Source organism: Stenotrophomonas sp. SORGH_AS_0321, from assembly GCF_031453215.1.
Taxonomy (GTDB): Bacteria; Pseudomonadota; Gammaproteobacteria; order Xanthomonadales; family Xanthomonadaceae; genus Stenotrophomonas; species Stenotrophomonas chelatiphaga.
Genome location: NZ_JAVIZG010000001.1, coordinates 3327077 through 3345969, shown reverse-complemented (window position 1 = coordinate 3345969; position 18893 = coordinate 3327077). Strand labels below are relative to the sequence as shown.

Here is an 18893-nt window from a genome sequence, read left to right as displayed (position 1 = left end):
ATTATTGAAGATGTACGTGAGCGACTGGGCCACGAACGCGAGCAACGCGCTTTGGAGGTTGTTCCACCCCGCTCGGGCGGACCGGGTGGACACGGCCCTTCGCATCGCGAACGGAAAAGACCTGGAGCGCGAGCCGCTGGCCGTCCTGCTCCGCGCGGTCAGGAACGCTGAATGCCTGCGCGTTGATGCGGGATCCAGCTCGCCTGCTTGCTCGCTTGGAGCTCATGCGAGCGGACACAAGCCATTGTCACCGTTGATGGTGGTTGACGCGGTACAAGCGCTCAAGCAGGAGGAGAGCGGGAGGTTGGAGTCCCTGCTACGGAACAGCGGAGGTACGCGGCCAGGGAGTACCCATGCAGGACAGATCAACGCGACCCGCGAGGTGATCGCTGCGGCGCGGCAGTTCAGCTGGGCAGTGCGCGTGGCGGCGTCTGCCGCGCAGGGCGGCACGCCGTGAGCTTTGCGGTAAAGGGCTGCTTGGCCCCCCTGCGTGCGCTGCAGCGCCATTGGCCCGGCACGAGCTGCCGAGCCGCCGAGCCGCTGGATGCGGGAACCTGGAAAGCGGTTGAGAGCGTGCTGATCACGGTGGCCAATGCCAGCGACGCCGGCCTGATGCCCTCCCGCCGGGCACAGAAACTGCACGATCGGCTGCAGTGCGAGCAGCTGCAGGAAACGGCGCGGCCGATGAGCCGGCGCAAGCTGGCGTGCAGTCTGGAGCGCCTGCAGGGAGAGTATGAAGCCAAGCGCAGCGAGCTGCGGGTATCGGGACTGCGCTGGTCGAAGGACTGGATGATGGGCGTGGAAAACTACGATGCCGACGCGCTCGCCCGGGTGTACGCGCGTATCGAGGCGGCATCGGCCGTCATCAACAGTGCAGGCGCGGCGCGCGCCGAAATGGAGCTGCCACGCGCGCGTCCCGCGTCCTGGTGACGCAGGTGCCCGAACCGCGCCGGCATGCGCGGACCGGGCGGCTCAGCGCAGTGGGGATGCCAGCACGGTGATTTCTTCGCGATCGTGGTAAAGCTGCTTGGCGCGCACGGTCAGCGACTTGCCGGCCTGTTCCTCGAACAGTTCCAGGCACAGGCGGGTTTCATCCCAGCGCTTCTTCATCGGCAGTTTCAGGTTGAAGATGGCGTGCTTGCACCAGCCTTCGCGGAACCAGGTCGCCATGCGCTCGGCCACCCGGCGCGGCTGCTCCACCATGTCGCAGACCATCCAGTCCAGCGACTGTTCGGGCGACCAGTGGAAGCCATCGGCACGCAGGTGTTCGACCAGTCCAGTGTCCAGCACGTGTTGGCGCAGCGGACCGTTGTCGATGCTCAGCACCCGCAGGTGCTGGCGGGTCAGTACCCAGGTCCAGCCGCCCGGTGCGGCGCCGAGATCGGCCGCGCGCATGCCGGGTTTCATCAGCGCTTCGCGTTCTTCGGTGGTGAGCAGCGTCAGCAGGGCCTCTTCCAGCTTCAGCGCGGAGCGCGAAGGTGCGTCCGGCAGCAGCTTCAGGCGCGGTATTCCCAGCGCCCACGGGGCACTGTCGGCGGGTGCAGCGACGCAGACGAAGGCATGGGTGCCGTCGACGAACACCACGTGCAGGCGCGGCAGCTTCTCGTTCGGCTTGTCGGTCAGCTTGCCGGCCTTGCGCAACGCCGGACGCAGCGCGTTGCCGAACGCACGCGACAGCCCGGACAGCGGCTTGCCGGCGTCCGAATCGGGATGTTCCACCCACAGGTCGCCAAAGCGCGGTGCATCGCCCAGTACCGCCAGCATCGGGGTGATGCGGTCGGCCGGATCCAGCTGCGGCAGTTCCGCCAGTACCACCAGCTTCTGCCGCGCGAAGATCAGCTCGCGCCAGGACAGCATGCGGCTGAGCGCGGCGGCTTCGTCGCACATGAAAAGCACGTAGCCATCATTGCGCTGGGTACGCGCATAGCCGGCGAAACCGAACTCGCCCGCGCGCGCGGTCAGTTCGCCCGCCAGTTCGGGTTCGAAGCCCTGGCGGCACAGGCACAGCAGGCCTATCCCTGCCGTGGCAGCAGACGTATCAGTAGCGGGCGCCATCGGCTTCTCCATAAGCGCGCAGCACGGCGCGCGCGTCGTCGCGGTTGAGGCCCTGCACCACCTCGATACCGCGCTTGTTGAGCTCACCCACCCAGTCCGCCGGCAGCGGGCCTTCGTCGAACGGGGTCAGTTCTTCCACGTCGGCCGCACTGGCGCCGATCAGCAGCCGATCGATGCCGGCCCATACGGTGGCGCCGTAGCACTGGCAGCAGGGCTGGGACGACGTCGCCAGCGTGATCGGGAACAGCACATCGTTCAGTCGCGGGGTCTGCAGGCGCTGCTGGGCCAGCATGTAGGCCATGTTCTCGGCGTGCGCCAGCGACGTGTTGTGGGGCATCACGCGGTTCACGCCCACGGCGATGACCTGGTCATCCGGGCCGAACACCACCGCGCCGAACGGGCCGCCACTGGCATGCTCGACGTTCGACCTGGACAGCGCGATGGCCAGCGCGACCTTGGCCTCGTCGCCGGGATAGCGCTGATCCAGGTCGATCTGGTCATGGATCCAGGCGGGAAGGGTCAGGTGGACTTGCGCATACAGCATCGCGGGGTGCCTCTCATCGGATTACGGGGGTGGAACACAACAGCAGCCGCGCGCAGTGTAGCCCGCGTCCGATGAAGCGGACGGGCAGGGGCGGCAGGCAGCGATGGCGCGCGGGGGTGGCCGCGCGCGCAGGATGTCGGGGTCAGGCCGACCAGGTATCGCGCAGGGTCACGCTGCGGTTGAACACCGGGCGGGTCGCGGTGTGGTCGCGGCGATCGGCCACGAAGTAGCCGGTGCGTTCGAACTGGAAGGACAGCTCCGGCGGCGCGATGGCGGCGGCGGGCTCGACGTAACCGGTCACGGTGCGGCGCGATTCCGGATTCAGGTAGTCGCGGTAGGTCTTGCCTTCCGATTCGTCGTCCGGGTCGGCGACCGAGAACAGGCGGTCGTACAGGCGCACTTCGGCCGGCACCGCATGCACGGCGCTGACCCAATGGATGGTGCCCTTGACCTTGCGGTTGGCGCCTTCCATGCCCGGACGCGATTCCGGATCCAGCCAGCCGCGCAGTTCGGTGATGGTGCCGTCGGCATCCTTGACCACTTCATCGCAGCGGATGATGCCGGCACCGCGCAGGCGCACTTCGCCACCCGGCAGCAGGCGCTTGAAGCCCTTCGGCGGCACTTCGGCGAAGTCTTCGCGCTCGATCCACAGTTCGCGCGAGAACGGCACGTTGCGGGTGCCGAACGACTCGTCCTTCGGGTGGTTGCTGAAGGTCAGCGATTCTTCATGGCCTTCCGGCAGGTTGACCAGCACCAGCTTGACCGGGTCGATCACCGCCATGCGGCGCGCCGCAGCGCTGTCCAGGTCTTCGCGCAGCGCGCCTTCCAGCACGCTGAAATCGATCTGCGAATTCTGCTTGCTGATGCCCACGCGTTCGGCGAACAGGCGCATCGCCGCCGGCGTGTAACCACGACGACGCAGGCCCTGCAGGGTCGGCATGCGCGGGTCGTCCCAGCCGTCCACCAGCTGTTCGGTGACCAGCGCCATCAGCTTGCGCTTGCTCATCACCGTGTAGTTGATGTTCAGGCGCGAGAACTCGATCTGGCGCGGCTTGGCCGCTTCACGCGGCAGCCCGGCATCGACCAGCGGCGCGGTCAGCGCATCGTCATGCGCGAAGTCCACGTTGTCCACGCACCAGTCATACAGCGGCCGGTGGTCTTCGAATTCCAGCGTGCACAGCGAATGGGTGATGCCTTCCAGCGAATCGCCGAGCGCATGGGCGAAGTCGTACATGGGGTAGATCGGCCAGTCCGAACCGGTGTTCTGGTGCTCGACGTGCTTGATGCGGTACAGCGCCGGATCGCGCAGGTTGATGTTGCCGCTGGCCATGTCGATCTTCGCGCGCACGGTGCGTGCACCGTCCGGGAACTCGCCGGCGCGCATGCGCGCGAACAGGTCCAGGTTTTCTTCCACGCTGCGCTCGCGGTAGGGCGAGGGACGGCCGGGTTCGGTCAGGGTGCCGCGGTAGGCGCGCACTTCTTCGGCCGACAGGTCGCACACGTAGGCCTTGCCGTCGCGGATCAGCTTCTGCGCGGCCAGGTAATAGGCCTGGAAGTAGTCCGAGGCATGCCGCAGCTCGTTCCATTCAAAGCCCAGCCAGCGCACGTCGTCCTGGATGGCGGCCACGTACTCGGGGTCTTCCTTGGCCGGGTTGGTGTCGTCGAAGCGCAGGTTGCAGACGCCGCCGAACTCGCCGGCGATGCCGAAGTTCAGGCAGATCGATTTGGCATGGCCGATGTGCAGGTAGCCGTTGGGTTCGGGCGGGAAGCGGGTCTTGATCGCCTGGTGCTTGCCGCTGGCCAGGTCCTCGCGCACGATCTGGCGGATGAAATCGCGCTTCTCGGGGCTGTCGACGGGGGTCTCGGGGCTGGCAGGGGTGTGCTCGGACATGATGCGGCAATCAAGGGCAGAAAGACCGCCAGTCTAGCGTGTCGGGGGCTGGCTTGCCCGGTGCGGCTGCAGGCAGCGGTCCGTACATCGGGGCGCGCGTATGCTGGCAGCCAGCCTCCGAGGAGATGCCATGCACATCGTATACAAGGCCGACAACCTGTTTGACGCGCATCTGGTCAAGCACGCGCTGGAGGATGCGGGCATTCCTGCCTTCGTGTTCGGCGAATCGCTGCTCGGCGGGATGGGTGAGCTGCCACTGTTCGGCGTGCTGCGGGTGGCCATCCCCGAGGCGGCACGGCCGGAAGCTGAAGCGATCGTTGCCGGACTGGACTTGGGCCCTGCCCCTGGCGACCCCATTTCAGACACAGACGATCTTGCCGGACAGCCGGCCTAGGAGCACCACATGTTGGGACTTGGTAACGGCATCCTCGGCATCGGGGCCTTCAAGCAGCGCCTGCCGCGTCCGGAAGAGGCCCTGCCGGGCCGCGACCAGCCGCTGCCGCTGCACAGCAACCAGCACTTCGTGAACAGCCATCCGCTGAAGGACCGGTTCGCCGGGTTCGAGCGGATCCGCTTCGCGCTGGGCTGCTTCTGGGGCGCCGAGCGCAAGTTCTGGACGCTGCCGGGGGTGTACAGCACCTCGGTCGGTTATGCCGGTGGCGTAACGCCGAATCCGACCTACGAAGAGGTGTGTTCCGGGCTCACCGGCCACACCGAGGTGGTGGAGGTGGTGTTCGACCCGAAGCTGGTCAGCGTGGCGCAGCTGCTGCAGGTGTTCTGGGAAAGCCACGACCCGACCCAGGGCATGCGCCAGGGCAACGACACCGGCACCCAGTACCGTTCGGCGATCCACTGCCTGACCGAGGCCGAGTACGCCGCGGCGGTGGCCAGCCGGGATGCGTATGCGGTGCAGTTGCAGGCGGCCGGTTACGGGCCGATCACCACCGAGATCGTGTACCCGGCACCGGAGTATTACTACGCCGAGGACTACCACCAGCAGTACCTGGCGAAGAATCCGAATGGTTACTGCGGTATCGGCGGCACCGGTGTGAGCTGCCCGATCGGGTTGCCGCCTGCGGCGGGCTGAGGCTTTTCAGTCAACGTCAACGTCAACGTCAAAAGCGTGCAGGGCTGCGGGTTGGTGGGGCGGGGTGGCTGTGCAGGACACGCCGTGAATCCGTCCATGGAGGCTCGCTTTTCGCATCCCTGCGAAAAGACGGTCCTGCACAGCCACCCCGCCCCCCTTCGACAGGTCCATGGCGGCCCTGGAAAATGCGGTGGGTTGGAAGGGTGGGAGGAAGATGGGGTCAGAGTCCTTTCGCTACGCGAAAGGACTCTGACCCCTGCCTTTATTTCTTTCATTACGCGGGTGGCGGCCACCGGGACCTGTCAGGGGGCCGGGCGGGGAGGCTATGCGGGGCCTTGAGCGGCAGGAGCCGCGAAGAGCTACAGGGACGTACTTGCGCGTGCCCCGCATAGCCTCCCCGCCCGGCCCACCCCCAGCTGCGGCTTCAGACAACAGCCACCCGCGAGGGGGGCTCACCCGTTCGACCACCCCAACACCATCACAGCTCCGCGCGGATCCGTGCCCGCAGGCTGTCCAGATCCTTCGCGAACGCCTCGATCCCGGTCGCCAGCTTCTCCGTCGCCATCGGATCGGCAGCCAGGTCGGCGGCAAAGCGTGCCCCATCGATCGGTGCAGTCGCCACCGCTTCAGCGGAACCTGCGACCAGCGCGCGCGGCAGGTCGCCGTGCTCGGCATCCAGCTTTTCCAGCAGATCCGGTGAAATCGTCAGGCGATCGCAGCCGGCCAGCGCTTCGATCTGCGCAGTGGAACGGAACGAAGCGCCCATCACCACGGTCGGCGAACCGCGGCGCTTGAACTCGGCGTACACGCCGCGCACGAACACCACGCCGGGATCTTCATCGATGTTGGCCGGCGCCTGGCCGTTGGCCACGTACCAGTCCAGGATGCGGCCGACGAAGGGCGAGATCAGGAACGCACCGGCTTCGCTGCAGGCCAGGGCCTGGGTGGGATTGAAGATCAGCGTCAGGTTGCAGTCGATGCCTTCGGCCTGCAGCACGCGTGCCGCTTCGATGCCTTCCCAGGTCGCGGCGATCTTGATCAGGATCTTCTCGCGCGGCACGCCGGCGTCGGCGTACATCTGCACGAAGCGGCGCGCCTTGGCGATGGTGGCCTCGGTGTCATGCGACTTGTCCGCATCCACTTCGGTGGACACGCGGCCCGGCACCAGCGTGCTCAACAGCGTGCCGACACCGACGGTCAGGCGGTCCGCAACAGCGTTGACCACGCTTTCGCGGTCACCGCCCTGTGCGCGGCCCCAGGCCAGTTCGCGGGCGATCAGGTCCGCATAGACCGGCAGGTCCAGCGCCTTCTTCACCAGGGTCGGATTGGTCGTGCAATCGACCGGCTGCAGCCGCTTGATGGCGTCGTAATCACCAGTATCGGCGACCACCACGGAGAGGTCGCGCAGCTGGGCCAGTTTGGACGTGGTAGTGCTCATTGCAGCTCCATCAGTGCGGGCGCGCGTGGGGCGCAGCCGGGTAACAGGAATTCTTCAGAGGGCGTCGTCGTGCACCGCGGTGACGCGCAGCTTGAGCTTGCGTCCGCCGGGGGCATCCCAGTCGATGCTCTGGCCAATGGACAGGCCCAGCAATGCGGTACCGACCGGCGCCAGCACCGACACCTTGTGTTCGTCGACGTTCGCTTCGCGCGGGTAGACCAGGGTCAGGACGTGCTTCTCACCGGAGGTGGCATCTTCGCATTCAACGCGCGAGTGCATCTTGACGACGCCTTCGGGCATCTCGCCGGGCGCCTTCACGGCGGCGCGGGTCAGTTCGTCGGACAGCGCAGCGGCAGCCGGCAAGGCGCTTGCGGCGGGGGAATCCAGCAGGGCCTCCAGACGGGCCAGATCATGGGAAGAAACGGTAATGGACGGCGGCAGGCCGCTTGCGGTGGTCATGGGACTACTCCTTGAAAGGGACCATACAAAAGGCGGCACCAGTTGGCGCCGCCTGATTCTATTGTGGGGACAAACGGGGCAGGAATCGACCCACCCGCGCGCGCCGCCGTCTTCATTGTTCGGCTGCGGCTCAGCCCGGCAGTGCGCTGATGTCGCTTTCGGCTTGTCGTGAGGGCAGCAACGGCCCGCCCGACAACGTGAACAGGGAGACGGGAAGGTGCTTGAACTGGTCCGCCAGCTGCTCCAGGAACCCGTTCATCGCCGAGCTGCGTCGCCACGCCATGGCGATCCGGCGGCTTGGCGGATTGTCACCGACCAGGTCGAGCAGCCGGATGTTGTCCGAACGCGGAACCGGCGGCTTCACCGACAGCGTCGGCATCAAGGTGATGCCCACGTCGGCAGCGACCATCTGGCGCAGTGTCTCCAGGCTGGTGGCGCGGAACTCGGATTTCTCGTTGGCGCCGAACAGCCGGCAGACTTCCAGCGCCTGGTCGCGCAGGCAGTGGCCATCTTCCAGCAGCAGCAGGCGTTGTGCGGACAGCTCCTGTACATCCAGCTGGCGGCGGTTGGCCAGCGGATGCTGGGCCGACACGGCCAGCAGGAACGGTTCTTCGAACAGGAACTCGGTGTGCAGCTGGTCATCCAGCACCGGCAGCGCCAGCAGTGCGGCATCCAGCTTGCCTTCGCGCAGCCGGGCCAGCAGCACGTCGCTCTTTTCTTCAACCAGCAGCAGCTCCAGCTGCGGGAAGCGCTCGCGGATGCGTGGAATCACATGGGGCAGCAGGTAGGGCCCCAGCGTCGGGAAGATCCCCAGCCGGACCGCGCCGGCCTCCGGGTCGCGGCTGCGGCGCGCGGCTTCCTTCATCTGTTCCACTTCGGCCACGATGACGCGGGCCCGCGCGGCCGCATCCACGCCGGCGGGCGTCAGCATCACTTTGCGCGGCGCGCGTTCCACCAGCGGCAACCCCAGCTCTTCTTCCAGCTTGCGGATCTGGGTGGAAAGGGTGGGTTGGCTGACGAAACACGCCGTGGCGGCCTTGCCGAAATGGCGATGGTCGGCCAACGCCACCAGGTACTTCAGATCACGTAGGTTCATCCTGAGACCTCATTGGGTAGGGACCGGGACGGCGTGGCTTACCCAGCGGACATGCGGTGATCCCGGTGACCTGGGACCCTGTGTCAGGCAGCTTCGGCGACGGCACCGCTGCTCTTGGTCACGGACGAACGGATCAGGTGATCGAAGGCACTCAAGGCAGCCGTCGATCCTGCGCCCATGGCGATGATGATCTGCTTGTACGGTACGGTCGTGCAATCTCCGGCGGCAAACACTCCGGGAAGATTGGTCTGGCCGCGATCATCGATGACGATTTCACCTCGCGGCGAGAGGGTGATGACGTCAGTCAGGAATTCGGTATTGGGCAGCAGTCCTATTTGCACGAAGATGCCTTCCAGTTCCACCCGGTGCGAATCGCCGCCGATGCGGTCCTTGTAGACAAGCCCGGTCACTTTCTGCCCGTCGCCCAGGACTTCCGTGGTCTGTGCGCTGGTCAGCACGGTCACGTTGCCCAGGCTGTGCAGCTTGCGCTGCAGGACCTCGTCGGCACGCAGCCTGTCGTCGAATTCCAGCAGGGTGACGTGGGACACCAGGCCGGCCAGGTCGATCGCCGCTTCCACGCCGGAATTGCCGCCGCCCACCACCGCCACGCGCTTGCCCTTGAACAGCGGGCCATCGCAGTGCGGGCAGTACGCCACGCCCTTGTTGCGGTACTGGTCTTCACCGGGCACGTTCATCTGCCTCCAGCGCGCGCCAGTGGACAGGATCACGGTGCGCGACTTGAGCACCGCGCCGTTTTCCAGCTGCACCTGGACCAGGCCGTCGTCGCCGGCCGGCACCAGGCCGGTGGCACGCTGCAGGTTCATGATGTCCACGTCGTACTCGCGCACGTGCTGTTCCAGCGCCATGGCCATCTTCGGGCCTTCGGTTTCCTTCACCGAAACGAAGTTCTCGATCGCCATCGTGTCCAGCACCTGGCCGCCAAAACGCTCGGCAGCCACGCCGGTCCGGATGCCCTTGCGTGCGGCATAGATCGCCGCGGCCGCGCCGGCCGGACCGCCGCCCACCACCAGCACGTCGTAGGCCTCCTTGGTCGCCAGCTTGGCGGCATCGCGCTTGGCTGCACCGGTATCGAGCTTGGCCACCACCTGTTCCAGCGTCATCCGGCCCTGGTCGAACAGCTCACCGTTGAGGTAGACCGTGGGCACCGACATGATCTGGCGCTGCTCCACTTCATCCTGGAACAGGGCGCCGTCGATGGCCACGTGCTGGATGCGCGGGTTGAGTACGGCCGCCAGGTTCAGCGCCTGCACCACGTCCGGGCAGTTCTGGCAGGACAGTGAGAAATAGGTCTCGAACTTGTACTCGCCTTCCAGGTTCTGCACGGCCTCGATGACCTCGGCAGTGGCCTTGGACGGGTGGCCGCCGACCTGCAGCAGGGCCAGCACCAGCGAAGTGAACTCGTGGCCCATCGGCAGGCCGGCAAAGGTCAGGTGGATGTCCTGGCCCGGGCTGCCCAGGTCGAAGGAGGGCACCCGGCCGACGCCGTCGCGCAGCACGGTCAGGCTGATCTGGTCGGACAGGCCGTCAATGGTGGTCAGCAGCTCCAGCATCTCCTGCGCCTTGGCGCCGTCATCGGCACGCGCGGTGATCTGGATGGGGCGCGTCACGCGCTCCAGGTAGGTCTTCAGCTGCGACTGCAGGTTGGCGTCCAACATGGTCTTCTCCTGGCTTCAGGCAAAACGGGGGCGTGGCACCGCGACAGAGCGTAGCGGACCAGCAGGGGGTAGGGGTGAACCGAAGACAGCCGCAGGGGAAGGGGCTGGCGGCTGCTGGCATCAGCGGCTGGCTTCGGTTCACCCCCACGCCCGCGTGGGGCGGGCATGGGAGCAACGTGCAGCGTTTAGATCTTGCCGACCAGGTCCAGCGACGGGGTCAGGGTCTTCTCGCCTTCCTTCCACTTGGCCGGGCAGACCTGGTTCGGGTTGGCGGCGGTGAACTGGGCAGCCTTCAGCTTGCGAAGGGTCTCGGACACGTCACGGGCGATCTCGTTGGAGTGGATCTCCAGGGTCTTGATCACGCCTTCCGGGTTGATGACGAAGGTGCCACGCAGGGCCATGCCATCTTCCTGGATGTGCACGCCGAAGGCATTGGTCAGCTGGTGGGTCGGATCGCCGACCAGCGGGAACTGCGCCTTGCCGACGGCCGGCGAGGTTTCGTGCCAGATCTTGTGGGCGAAGTGCGAGTCGGTGGTGACGATGTAGACCTCGGCACCGGCCTTCTGGAACTCGGCGTAATGGTCAGCCGCGTCTTCGATTTCGGTCGGGCAGTTGAAGGTGAAAGCGGCCGGCATGAAGATCAGGACGGACCACTGGCCCTTCAGGGTACGGTCGGAAACCTTGATGAACTCGCCATTCAGGTACGCATTGGCTTCGAACGGCTGGATCTGGGTGTTGATCAGGGACATGGATATTCCTCTTGGGTGAAGGGGAGTGGGTCTAGCGACAGGACCTAGAGTACCGGCTTCAATTCAATAAGAACAATGCATTGATCGCATCTATCCAATAGGCTGTAACTATTAATAAAAAGGGGCGCCGTGTATAACGTCGCCGGGTTTTCCCGTCTTAACTCAATGGATTCGAGACTTTGCGTGCGTGATCGGGTCGGGCTCCTGATAGCCTCAGCCAATGCTGGGTGACGCTGCAGCTGAACGACGCGCATCGGCTCCGGTCCCGTGATGTCGCCGCGTGCCGGGTTCGTCGCGACGCCTTGGGCTAAGCTGCCGCCCCCACGCAAGGTCCTGACCATGAGCGCGCGACCCGACATGCTGATACGCGACCTGCTGGCTGACGCCGCAGCCCGGCTGGGCGGTGCGCAGGCCCGGCACGAGGCCGAGCTGTTGCTGCTGCATGCACTGCAGCGACCCCGCAGCTGGCTGTTCGCGCATGCCACGGATCCGCTCGGCCTGGCCGAGCGCGACAGCTTCTACGCACTGCTGGCGCGTCGCTTGGCAGGCGAACCGGTGGCCTACATCACTGGCCAGTGGGGCTTCTGGACGCTGCAGCTGGAGGTCACCCCGGCCACCCTGATCCCGCGGCCGGAAACCGAGTTGCTGGTCGAACAGGCGCTGGCGCGGCTGCCTGCGGATCAGCCATGCACGATCGCCGATCTCGGCACCGGCAGCGGCGCCGTCGCACTGGCGCTGGCCAGTGAACGCCCCCTCGCACAGGTGCTGGCGACCGATTTCAGTGCCGAGGCGCTGGCGGTGGCCACGCGCAATGCCGCGCGCAACACGGTGGCCAACGTGGCGTTCGCGCAGGGAGCCTGGTATGCGCCGCTGCAGGGACGCCGCTTTGACCTGATCGCCAGCAATCCGCCCTACATCGCCAGCGACGATCCGCACCTTGCGCGCGGTGACCTGCGCTTCGAACCTGCGACCGCGCTGGCCTCCGGACACGACGGGCTGGATGACATCCGGCTGATCGCCGATGGGGCGACCGCCCACCTGCTGCCCGGTGGCTGGCTGCTGCTGGAACATGGCTGGGACCAGGGCGCGGCGATCCGCGCGCTGCTGCAGCAGGCGGGCTTGAATGAAGTGGAAACGGTGCAGGACCTGGAGCAGCGCGACCGGGTCACGCTGGGCCGGCGACCGGCCTAGAATGAGGGCTCTGTCCTGCCGCGCGCGGGGCATCACCACGGAGCTGCAAGCATGCGTACGCTGTACCCCGCCATCACCCCCTACGACGTCGGCACCCTGAAAGTCGATGACCGCCACACGCTGTACTTCGAACAGTGCGGCAACCCGGACGGCAAGCCGGTGGTGATGTTGCACGGTGGGCCGGGCGGCGGCTGCAGCGACAAGATGCGCCAGTTCCACGACCCGGCCAAGTACCGCATCATCCTGTTCGACCAGCGCGGTGCCGGGCGGTCCACCCCGCACGCGGACCTGGTGGACAACACCACCTGGGACCTGGTGGCCGATATCGAAAAACTGCGCGAACACCTGTCGGTGGATCGCTGGCAGGTGTTCGGCGGCAGCTGGGGTTCCACACTGGCGCTGGCGTATGCCGAAACCCATCCGCAGCGGGTGACCGAACTGGTGCTGCGCGGCATCTTCATGCTGCGCCGCTGGGAACTGGAATGGTTCTACCAGGAAGGCGCCAATCGCCTGTTCCCGGATGCGTGGGAGCATTACCTCAAGCCGATCCCGACCGTCGAGCGCCACGACCTGATTTCCGCCTTCCATCGTCGCCTGACCAGCGAAGACGAAGCCACCCGGCTGGCCGCGGCCAAGGCCTGGAGCGTGTGGGAAGGGGCCACCAGCTTCCTGCATGTGGACGATGACTTCGTCAACAGCCATGAAGATCCGCAGTTCGCGCTCGCCTTCGCGCGCATCGAAAACCACTACTTCGTCAACGGTGGCTTCTTCGAGGTGGAAGACCAGCTGCTGCGTGATGCGCACCGCATCGCCGACATCCCCGGGGTGATCGTGCACGGCCGCTACGACGTGGTGTGCCCGCTGGCCAACGCGTGGGAGCTGAGCAAGGCCTGGCCGAAGGCGAAGCTGGAGATCAGCCCGGCCTCCGGCCATTCCGCGTTCGAAGCCGAGAACGTGGACGCGCTGGTGCGCGCGACCGATTCGTTCGCCTGAACCCGCCCCGGTAGTGACGGCCGCTGGCCGTCAGACAGCAACGGTAGTGACGGCCGCTGGCCGTGAGACAGCAACGGTAGTGACGGCCGCTGGCCGTCACCTGCACCAGGTGGGTGACCGTCCCCGACCCGGTGGGTGACGACCGCTGGTCGTCACCGCGTGCAAGTCCCCACCCGACGCAATCGATCCGGAACCAGTAGATAACTGACCCCTACTTTCGCGTTTCCCTGAGCGATGCAGTTCAATAAAAAACGATTGAACACTGCCCAAGTGCGGAACCGCGCACAGTGTTGAAGGAAGTGATCGACTGACAGCGCTGCGCGAGCCGCAGCATCACCTCCTCAGCTTCGCGCAGATAAGCGCTCGGGGAGGTTGTCATGGGTACACCGGAACGTTGCTCGGTTCGGATGGCGCTTGCACTCGCGCTGTGCATAGCCGCTGGCCCGGCAGATGCCATCGAGCACTATCTGGAGTACAGGAAGCAGGTGGAGACAGCGCAGAAGCTGTCCACGCTCAAGGACGATCTCTTCGGCGAGAACGTAAGCCTCTACAATGGTAAAACCGAGTTCGCCAACGTCGATATCGACGTTCCGGGTAATAGCGCGCTGCCGGTGCAACTCAGAAGACGCTTCAGCATAGAGCTGGACCTGATAGGCAGCACCAGCTTCAACGCCAATATCGACGGCGTAGGCGGATGGGAGATTGACGTACCCAGCATCTCTGGAAATTTTCCCAATTCCGGCTGGCCCGATGACCGCTGTACGGGAACGATGGTGCCCGGCCACCCTCCCATCTTCCAGCTGACCGAGATATGGCAAGGCAATATCGTCCATATCCCGGGCGACGGCGACCGGGCGCTGCTGGGTGCGCTTCCATCCACTCCAGTGCCGGCAGACGGGGTCCAGCGTAAATGGACGACGGCTCAACGCGATGCGATCGACTGCATCCCCATGAAGAGCGGCCTCACGGGGGAAGGCTTCAGGCTGAAGACGACCAAGGGAATCGTCTATCACTTTGATACCGCGACCAGTCGCCTGGCGGGCACCATGGAGAAGTCGACTGGCGTGGGCCACCGTGCACGCGTAGGTCGCGTACGACGTTACCTGCTGGCCAGCCGGGTAGAGGATCGCTTCGGAAACTGGGTTCAGTACGAATACAACAGCCGGGGCCGGCCCGTTCGGATATGGTCCAACGATGGCCGCGATATCGTGCTTGTGTACGAAGGCGAGCACTTGGCATACGCATCGTCGTCAGGACGGACGTGGCGATACCGGTACGGCACCGTGGAAGAGGCCGTCAGGCTTACCGAAGTCGTCCTGCCCGACGACTCGAAATGGACCTACTCCTACTCCACAGCCCTGAGGGTGCAAGTAGGGCAGTGGGACGGACATTCAAGGCCGGATTGCAGGGAGCAGCCGCCCGAGGCGGCAGGGGAGCTCACGCTGCAGATTGGCCATCCCTCAGGTGCGACAGGCACGTTCTATCTGAAGAATCTGCGTCACGGGCGCAGCGGCCTGCACATAAGCGAATGCGCCCAGCGCATCATCTCCGACAATGCAGGAACCCGGATTTACTACGAACTGCGCACGCCCTTTTTCTTCGACGTCGTTTCGTTGCTCAACAAGACGATCACCGGTCCCGGCATTCGAGCGCCATTGGTCTGGAGCTATCGGTACGGCGCGGGCCTGGAGAAACTATGGGGCTCAATCGGACAACCCGCAGAATACCCTTGCACCACGTGCAAACAGCACAAGACCGCCATAGTCACCAATCCAGATGGAACATCGACCCACTACATCTACGGCGCCCAATATGCATTGAACGAAGGGCGGCTGCTGGGAACTCGCGTCGTGGCTGCCGATGGCACGACCCTACAGTCCCGCAACTCGCTGTACATGACCAATGAAGAGGCGGCCGCGCAGGCCTTTGCACCTGTCTACGGACTCATCCTTCATGGCGATGACCCCAGCACGGCCCAGGTCAGGCCCATCGTCGCCGAAGGAATCGAGCGGGAATCGACGCTATACCAACGTAGCCTGTTGGAGTTTGACGCCTTGGCGCGGCCGACTCGCAGTAATCACAAGGGACCAAGCGGTGACCGCAGTGATCGGGTTCTCTACCACGACGACCGGGTTGCGTGGGTGCTGGGTCAGACGGCGTCAGTCACCAATGAGGACACAGGCAGTGTCGTCGAACGGACAGTCTTTGATTCACTGAGTCGACCGATTGAGGAGTGGGCCCACGAGCGGTTGGTCCAGCGGATGGCGTACCACGCAGATGGAATGCCAGCCTCGGCCACCGATGCGAGGGGCAACGCGACCCATCTCTCTGGGTGGCGGCGAGGTACCCCTGGCTTGATCCGATTCGCAGACGGCGCCTCGCAATCGGCGGTGATCGATGACAACGGCTGGCTCAAGGAAGTCATCAATGAACTCGGTGCGATCACACGCTATGAGCATGACGCTCTGGGTCGAATCACGCGCATCGGGTGGTCAGGAGACGAGGATGTCGAATGGACGCCCAGCACACTTCGATTCGAGCAGATCCATGCCGAGGAGCACGGCATCGCAGCCGGACACTGGCGCAGCACGGTAGTCCAGGGAAACTCAGTGCATGCCACCTACTACGATGCTTTGTGGCGCCCGCTGCTGACCGAGGCTTACGACGCCGCTGCACAGACCGAAACGCAACGTTGGCAGCGCTTCGACTACGATGAGGCAGGTCGTCAGATATTTGCTTCCTATCTGGCAGCTTCACCCTCGGTCAGCACCGGGGTGTGGACGAGCCACGACCCCCTTGGGCGCGCCCGCTCCGTTTCAAATGACTCCGAACAGGGAGTGCTGACGACCACCACCGACTATCTGCCGGGGGGAAGAACGCGCGTGACCTCGCCGCGCGGCTTCAGCACAGTGACGACTTTCATGGCCTTCAGTGAGCCCACTTACAATGCTCCGCTGCGGATAGAGCAGCCGGAAGGTGTCGTCACCGAGATCGCACGGGATGTCTTTGGCCAACCGAGCAGCATTGTCCGCAGAAACCTCGACGGCAGCACCCAGTTACGAAGAAGCTACGTCCAGAATCGCGAACGCCAGGTCTGCAAAATCATCGAGCCCGAAACTGGCGCAACACTGTTTGCCTACGATGCGGCAGGTAATGTCGCATGGGACGCGCAGGGGCTCGATCTGCCTTCAACGGATTCCTGCAACGAGGACTCGGATCAGCTTCAGGGAAAGAGGATTTTCAGAACGTGGGACGCGAGAAACCGACTGAGCAGCGTGAGGTTCCCCGACGGATCGGGTGATCAGGACTGGGTATACACGGCCGACGGGCTGGTGGAACGCGTGGTTACACGCAGTGCCAATGACGAAGGGTTGGTCACCAACACGTTTGCTTACAACACGCGTGGCCTGCTTGTGCACGAAACCGCGACCGATGCCGCTGTCGGTTTGCAATCGCTTGGTTATCGCTACAACGCGTTGGGCGCGCTCGCGGGGATCACCTACCCCAGTGGAGCAGAAGTCGATTACGCACCGAATGCCCTTGGCCAGCCTACGCGAGCGGGCACGTACGTATCAGGCGTCCGCTATCACCCTGGCGGAGGCATGAAAGATTTTACATACGGTAACGGCATTGTGCATTCAATGGAAACCAATGCACGGCAGATGCCTTCGCGCGTGGTCGATTCCCACGGTGCGATTGATGTGCAATACGAATACGACGTCGACGGCAACCCGTCTGCCATCCTCGATATCCGCGACGCGACCAGAACACGTACCCTGACGTACGACGGCCGTGGCCGTCTCATCACTGCAGCATCCCCTTCATTTGGCGGGGCAGGTGTATTCAACTACGGGTATGACGCGCTGGACAATCTTCGCGCCGCCAGGTTGGACGGTGGCAGGCACTACGACTATGACTACGACGCGCGTAATCGCCTGACGAACATTCGAAACAAACGTGGCGAAACCATCATTGGTCTGAATTATGATGCGCGCGGAAATTTGAGAAGACGAAATGCCGTCGGTTACATGTTCGATACCGGAAACCGGCTGCGCGGGATAGAGCGGGCGGAGCAGTACCGCTACGACGCGCACGGCCGCCGGATACTGTCTTGGCAGCCGGAGACCGGAGCTTGGGTCCGGTCACTCTATGGAAATGATGGTGTGCTACGCCGCAGGGACGACTGGAGTACCGGCAGCAGTACCGAGTACGTAACGCTCAATGGCAGTCTGGTCGCAGAAGTGACACGGGTTGTTGTGCCATTGACGCCGCAGCTCTCGCTGCCGGACTACAGTGCCGACGGCAATTATGAAGCGACATGGACGGCGCCTGCCGGGGCCACGCGCTATCAGTTGCGGGAACAGATCGGCGGCGGTGCCTGGAATACCGTGCTGGACGGGGCGGATCGCCGTTGGGCGGTGGTCAGTCGGCCAACCGCCGTTTATGGCTACGAAGTGCGCGCCTGCAGTCCGGGGGGCTGCAGTCCATGGAGTCCTACGGCCTCGGTTGTGGTGCAGTTGGCGCCAACAGATGCGACGAGCATCAGTCTGCGAAGCGAGGCGGCCAACGGAATCTATGTAGTCAGCTGGACGGGCGTAGCGGGCGCCACTACCTACACGCTGGAGGAGCGCAGCGGGGCTTTTGACCCTTGGCGTGTAGTCCTGTCGTCCGCCGACACGGCCAAGGAATATAGCGGAAAGCCGGCTGGCAGATATGACTATCGGGTCCAAGGCTGCAATCGTTCGGGGTGCGGGCCTTGGTCCCACATTGCGACGACCGTGGTTCTCTACCCTCCGGCTGGCGCACCCACGCTGGCAGCCATTCCAAAAAATCTGACCGGTACGTTTGCCGTCACTTGGAGTGAAGCCCGCGGCGCTGACAGCTACGCGCTGGAGGAGAGCGTAGCCGGCGGTCCATGGGTGCAGGTGGCTTCGGGGGCGATACATCAACAAACCTTCCACGACAAGCCGAGCGGCCGCTACGCCTATCGGGCGCGTGGAAACAATAAAGCGGGCTGGGGACCGTACTCGGCGCCGATTGAAGTGTCGGTCGTCCGAACGCCCGCAGCGCCGACGATCAGTGCGCCAGGGCATAGCGGGGACGGAAGTTACGTCATCAGCTGGTCAGCCGTACCGTTCGCGGTTACTTACGAGGTGCTCGAACGTCGCGATGGCGGCCCTTGGTCGCGCGTGTATACCACCGTCTCTACCCAGGCGCCCCGCAGCGGGATGGGCTTCGGGACCTATGACTATCAGGTGCGCTCCTGCAATGAGGCCGGTTGTGGGGCGTTCTCCAATCTCCTGCAGGTCAGGTCGGTACCGCCGCCGCGCACGCCGACAATCCAGAAATCACTGCAGACGCGGTGGACGTGTGCTGGCAAGGTCAAGGTCGCCTGCCAGATCGAATGGAAAGCGGAATTGGGCGCATCGCGCTATGAAGTGCGCTCCACTCCTGAGCGGGTCGTCTATTCCGGGCCGGATACCAGCGTTTCCAAGGCGCACTCCAGCATCTATTGCGCGCCGACACACATCATCAGGGCCTGCAATGAGACTGGCTGCTCCGCAGACAGTGCACCCTTTGCGCAGGGGCTGCTGGACTTGGGCGAGGCGGGGATTCCGCGGCGCATCCCTGCACCAGGCGTCGTCGATTCCGATCAACCGGGCTTGGAAGGCCGCGGTGCGGCCGCTTGGCCTTCGTGTCCTGCCGGATGAGCG

Annotated in this window: 15 protein-coding genes; 7 read left to right on the top strand and 8 right to left on the bottom strand. The window is 64.7% G+C overall.

All coding sequences use genetic code 11. The features are described 5' to 3' along the window. Positions 1-4 precede the first annotated feature (4 nt). Positions 5-457 carry a hypothetical protein gene (locus tag QE373_RS15125; RefSeq protein WP_309687995.1) on the top strand — a complete coding sequence of 151 codons (453 nt, stop codon included), beginning with the start codon at positions 5-7 and terminating at the stop codon, positions 455-457. A 20-nt stretch (positions 458-477) separates the two neighbouring features. Continuing rightward, on the top strand, positions 478-930 hold the full coding sequence (locus tag QE373_RS15120; RefSeq protein ID WP_309687992.1) for a hypothetical protein: 453 nt from the start codon (positions 478-480) through the stop codon (positions 928-930). A gap of 42 nt (positions 931-972) precedes the next feature. On the opposite strand, the gene rlmM is transcribed toward QE373_RS15120, so the two are convergent. From rlmM to QE373_RS15105, 3 genes are all read right to left on the bottom strand, one after another. Then, complete coding sequence (gene rlmM, locus QE373_RS15115; RefSeq protein WP_123698681.1) at positions 973-2055, bottom strand: 23S rRNA (cytidine(2498)-2'-O)-methyltransferase RlmM; 1083 nt, start codon at positions 2053-2055, stop codon at positions 973-975. Then, positions 2039-2599, bottom strand: coding sequence for a nucleoside deaminase (locus tag QE373_RS15110; protein ID WP_309687989.1), 561 nt, complete (start codon positions 2597-2599; stop codon positions 2039-2041). The genes rlmM and QE373_RS15110 overlap by 17 nt, the downstream gene beginning before the upstream one ends. 142 nt (positions 2600-2741) lie before the next feature. After that, positions 2742-4490: a glutamine--tRNA ligase/YqeY domain fusion protein gene (locus QE373_RS15105; RefSeq protein WP_309687986.1), complete on the bottom strand. Its 1749-nt coding sequence runs from the start codon at positions 4488-4490 to the stop codon at positions 2742-2744. A 130-nt stretch (positions 4491-4620) separates the two neighbouring features. Here QE373_RS15105 and QE373_RS15100 point away from each other — a divergent pair, with 130 nt between their 5' ends. Together QE373_RS15100 and msrA are read left to right on the top strand one after the other, a co-directional pair. Beyond that, positions 4621-4884, top strand: a complete 264-nt coding sequence (locus QE373_RS15100) for a DUF2007 domain-containing protein (RefSeq protein WP_123698682.1) — start codon at positions 4621-4623, stop codon at positions 4882-4884. Between the two features lie 30 nt (positions 4885-4914). Next, positions 4915-5577 carry a peptide-methionine (S)-S-oxide reductase MsrA gene (msrA, locus tag QE373_RS15095; RefSeq protein WP_309689845.1) on the top strand — a complete coding sequence of 221 codons (663 nt, stop codon included), beginning with the start codon at positions 4915-4917 and terminating at the stop codon, positions 5575-5577. A 478-nt stretch (positions 5578-6055) separates the two neighbouring features. On the opposite strand, the gene QE373_RS15090 is transcribed toward msrA, so the two are convergent. The 5 genes from QE373_RS15090 to ahpC form a co-directional block, all read right to left on the bottom strand. Next, a complete protein-coding gene (locus QE373_RS15090; protein WP_309687982.1) occupies positions 6056-7015 on the bottom strand; it encodes a transaldolase in 960 nt (319 codons plus the stop codon). A gap of 54 nt (positions 7016-7069) precedes the next feature. Further along, positions 7070-7474, bottom strand: coding sequence for a nucleoside diphosphate kinase regulator (gene rnk / locus QE373_RS15085; protein WP_057687481.1), 405 nt, complete (start codon positions 7472-7474; stop codon positions 7070-7072). 130 nt (positions 7475-7604) lie between these two features. Further along, a complete protein-coding gene (locus QE373_RS15080; protein ID WP_309687979.1) occupies positions 7605-8570 on the bottom strand; it encodes a LysR substrate-binding domain-containing protein in 966 nt (321 codons plus the stop codon). Positions 8571-8653: 83 nt separating this feature from the next. Beyond that, positions 8654-10246, bottom strand: a complete 1593-nt coding sequence (gene ahpF / locus QE373_RS15075; protein WP_123698683.1) for an alkyl hydroperoxide reductase subunit F — start codon at positions 10244-10246, stop codon at positions 8654-8656. A 185-nt stretch (positions 10247-10431) separates the two neighbouring features. After that, positions 10432-10995 carry an alkyl hydroperoxide reductase subunit C gene (ahpC, locus tag QE373_RS15070; protein WP_057687484.1) on the bottom strand — a complete coding sequence of 188 codons (564 nt, stop codon included), beginning with the start codon at positions 10993-10995 and terminating at the stop codon, positions 10432-10434. Between the two features lie 339 nt (positions 10996-11334). Between ahpC and prmC the strand changes: the two genes are divergently transcribed. The 3 genes from prmC to QE373_RS15055 all read left to right on the top strand — a co-directional run bounded on the left by prmC (position 11335) and on the right by QE373_RS15055 (position 18890). Then, positions 11335-12186, top strand: coding sequence for a peptide chain release factor N(5)-glutamine methyltransferase (prmC, locus tag QE373_RS15065; RefSeq protein ID WP_309687975.1), 852 nt, complete (start codon positions 11335-11337; stop codon positions 12184-12186). A 51-nt stretch (positions 12187-12237) separates the two neighbouring features. Continuing rightward, positions 12238-13179, top strand: a complete 942-nt coding sequence (gene pip, locus QE373_RS15060; protein ID WP_309687972.1) for a prolyl aminopeptidase — start codon at positions 12238-12240, stop codon at positions 13177-13179. Between the two features lie 377 nt (positions 13180-13556). Then, complete coding sequence (locus tag QE373_RS15055; RefSeq protein WP_309687969.1) at positions 13557-18890, top strand: RHS repeat protein; 5334 nt, start codon at positions 13557-13559, stop codon at positions 18888-18890. Positions 18891-18893 lie beyond the last annotated feature (3 nt).